The organism is Luteirhabdus pelagi (assembly GCF_016827595.1).
In the GTDB taxonomy this organism is placed as follows: domain Bacteria; phylum Bacteroidota; class Bacteroidia; order Flavobacteriales; family Flavobacteriaceae; genus Luteirhabdus; species Luteirhabdus pelagi.
Genome location: NZ_JAECMS010000013.1, coordinates 1 through 3,717 on the forward strand (window position 1 = coordinate 1; position 3,717 = coordinate 3,717).

1 protein-coding gene is annotated in these 3,717 nt (G+C 70.9%); it reads left to right on the forward strand.

Annotation, left to right across the window (positions count from 1 at the left end; all coding sequences use genetic code 11):
- Positions 1–18 precede the first annotated feature (18 nt).
- Entirely contained in the window at positions 19–3,717 is a 3,699-nt protein-coding gene (locus tag I4Q58_RS15745) for a T9SS type B sorting domain-containing protein (RefSeq protein WP_317194078.1), read from the forward strand.

Consider the following 3,717-nt stretch of genomic DNA (forward strand, 5'->3'; position numbering starts at 1 on the left):
AGCGCCCCCGACGACCAGGTGAGCACGTTCGACCTGACGAGCCGCAACGGGCTCGTCACGGGCGGCGACCTCTCGCTCTCGGTGGAGTGGTTCGCGACCCCCGCGGACGAGGCGGCGGACGCCCCGGTGGCCGACGCGACGGCGTGGCAGAACCTTGACCCGGTGACGGGCGCGGCGGAGACGCCGCAGACGGTCGTGGGGCGTGTGGAGAACGCCTTCGGCTGCCGGTCGCTGGTGACCCTTACCCTCGTTGTGCTGGACAACCCGACGCCGGTGGACCCCGAGCCGCTGGCGGTTTGCGACGACAACAACGACGGCTTCGCGGAGTTCGACCTGACGGAGAAGGACGCGGAGATCACGGGCCCCGAGACGGGGCTGGTGGTGACCTACCACGGCACGGAGGCCAACGCGGTGGCGGGCCTCGGCGCGCTGGCGGTACCCTACGAGAACGACACGCCCTTCAGCGACACGGTGTGGGCTCGCGTGGAGGACGGCGCGACGGGCTGCTACACGGTGGTCGCCCTTGGGCTGGTTGTGGACCAGCTGCCGCTGTCCCCCGGCCCGGGCTTCGGGGACCTCTTCTCCTGCGACGGTGACGGCGGGGGGTCGGCGGTCTTCGACCTGACCGTGAACACGGTCCCCGCGCTGAACGGGCAGGGTCCGGCGGGGTACACGGTGACCTACCACACCTCGGCGCTGGACGCTGGCTCCGGGACGGGTGCCATCGGCACGCCGGCCAACGCCTCCTTCGCGAGCACCGGCCAGACGGTGTGGGTGCGCGTGGAGGACGACGCGACGGGCTGTGCCCGCGTGACGCCCTTCGAGCTGGTCGTGGGGGCCCTCCCGTCGGCCACGGCCCCCGCGGACCTTGAGCTCTGCGACGACGAGGTGGGGGGGAGCACGGACACTGACGGTATCTCGACCTTCGACCTGTCCTCCACGGAGTTCGGGATCACCTCCGGTGACACCTCGCTCTCGGTGGAGTGGTACGCGACCCCGGCCGACCAGGCCTCGGGGGCGCAGATCGCGGACCCATCCTCGTGGCAGAACTACGACCCCGCGGACGGGGTGACGCCGGAGAGCCCGCAGACGGTCTACTTCGACGTGGTCGGCCAGGGCGGCTGCCGCGCGCAGGGGACGCTGACCCTGGTGGTGCTGCCGGTGCCCTCGCCTGCGGAGCCGTCCCCGCTGGAGGCGTGCGACGCGGACGGTGACGGCTTTGCGGGCTTTGTCCTGACGGACAGGGACGCGGAGATCCTGGACGGCCAGGCCGGCACGGTGGTCACCTACCACGAGACGCTGGCCGACGCTGGGGCCGGGGTGATGGCCCTCTCCTCGCCCTACCAGAACCTCTTCGCCGGTGGCATGACGGTGTGGGCGCGCGTGGAGTTCGCGATCCCGCCCGACGACAGCGGCTGCCACACGGTGGTGCCGCTCGAGCTGGTGGTGGTCGCCTCCCCGGTCGCGCCGGTCGCGCTGGACGACCTTGAGGCGTGCGACACGGACGGCGACGGGCAGGAGGCCTTCGACCTGACGGTGCAGGACGCGGCGGTCTACGGGTCCCAGGACCCGTCGGGGCTGGTGCTGACCTACCACGAGACGGCGGCGGCGGCCGACGCGGGGACGCCCTCGATCGCGGCCCCCTCCTCCTACGTGAGCGGCGGCGGCACGGTCTGGGCGCGTCTGGCGGGCGCCTCGGGCTGCTACGACACGGTGCCCTTCGGGCTGGTGGTTAGCCAGGGCCCCACGGTGGTGGACCCCGCTCCGTACGATGAGTGCGACGACCTTGGCGAGCCCTACGACGGGGTCACGGTCTTCGACCTGACCTCCAGGGCCGGCGAGATCACCGGCGCCGCCGAGGGCGTGGAGGTCCGCTTCTACGAGACGCTCGCGGATGCGCAGGCGGACGAGGACCGCATAGAGGACGAGGTGTCCTACCAGAACGTGGTTCCGTTCGAGCAGGTGGTGTACGTCCGCGTGGTGGACGGCGACGTGGAGCTCTGCCCGGGCTTCACGGAGCTGCGCCTGCGTGTGCTGCCCAACCCGGTTCTGATGGACCCGCCCCCGCTCGAGACGTGCGACGCCACGGACCCGGGCGACGGGATCGAGGAGTTCGACCTGACGGCGGCGGTGGGCACCATCACGGTTGACCCCGACCTGGTGGCCAGCTTTTACGAGACCGAGGCGGAGGCCGTTGCGGGGACGGGGGCCATAGCGGACCCGGCGGCCTACGAGAACCAGGAGCCCTTCTCGGACGTCGTGTACGTCCGGGTGGAGCGCCCTGGCGGCAACGGCTGCTTCGGGGTGGTGGCGCTGGAGCTGTTGGTCTACGGGCTGCCGGACCCGGCCACCGAGCTGGACGACCTGGTGGCGTGCGACGCGGCGCCCTTCGACGGGGTGGCGCTGTTCGACCTGACGGTGCAGGAGCCTTTCATCCTGGCGGGCCTAGACGCGGGGGCGGGCACCTATGCGGTGACCTACTACCGTACCGAGGCGGACGCGGTGGCGGGGCAGAACCCGATCGTCAACGAGACGACGCACGCCAACGGCGCGAACCCCGACCAGGTCTGGGTTGGCGTCGAGGTACAGGCCGGCTCCGACGGCTCGTGCTACCTGGGCGGCGTGCTCTCCTTCGCCCTCGTGGTGCAGGACGGGGCTGAGGCCTTCGACCCGCTGCCGTACGTGCTCTGCGACAACGTGGGCCCCAGTGACGGGGTGGCGGAGTTCGACCTGACGCTCCTCGACGCCGAGGCGCTCGGTGGCCAGGACCCGGCGGTCTACTCGGTGACCTACCACGAGACGCAGGAGGGTGCGGAGTCGGGCACGGGGGCGATCGCCAGCCCGGGCTCGTACCAGAACGTGGTGAACCCGCAGGTGGTGTACGTGCGGGTGGAGAACTCCTCCAACGCGGAGCCGCGCTGCTACGGGGTCTCCCAGGTGCTGCTGCAGGTGGACCAGCTCCCGGCCCTGGCCCTGGAGGAGAGCTACAGGCTCTGCGTGGACGCGCAGGGGAACCCCATACCCGAGGACTTCGGCGGGGCCTCCCCGCCGGTGCTCGACACGGGCCTCGACCCGTCGCTCTACTCCTTCGAGTGGTCGCTTGACGGGCAGGCGCTGCCCGACTCGGGCCCCTCGCTCGTTGCGGTCGCCGCGGGCACGTACTCGGTGACGGTCACCGAGCTGGAGGGCGGCTGCCAGTACACGGCCGAGGCGCAGGTGGTGGCCTCCTCGCCGCCGCAGGAGTACTCGGCCACGGACACCGCCGGCGCGTTCGCCGGGGAGCACGTGGTGGAGGTGACGGCCACGGGTCTGGGCGACTACGAGTACAGCCTTGACGGGGGCCCCTTCCAGGGATCGAACGTGTTCGCGGGGGTGTCCCCCGGGGAGCACCTGGTGGTCATACGCGACAGGAACGGCTGCGGGGAGGTGGAGCTCCCCGTGGGCGTGATCGACTACCCGCGCTACTTCACCCCGAACCAGGACGGGTACCACGACACCTGGAACATCATAGGGATCGCCGCGGGCGACCCTACGGCAAAAATCTTTATCTTTGACCGCTTCGGCAAGCTCCTCAAGCAGGTGAGCCCCACCGGGGCGGGCTGGGACGGCACCTACAACGGGGCCCCCCTGCCATCGAGCGACTACTGGTTCAGGGTCGAGTACACCGAGGACGGCGACGCCAGGGAGTTCAGGGGACATTTTACCTTAAAGCGATAA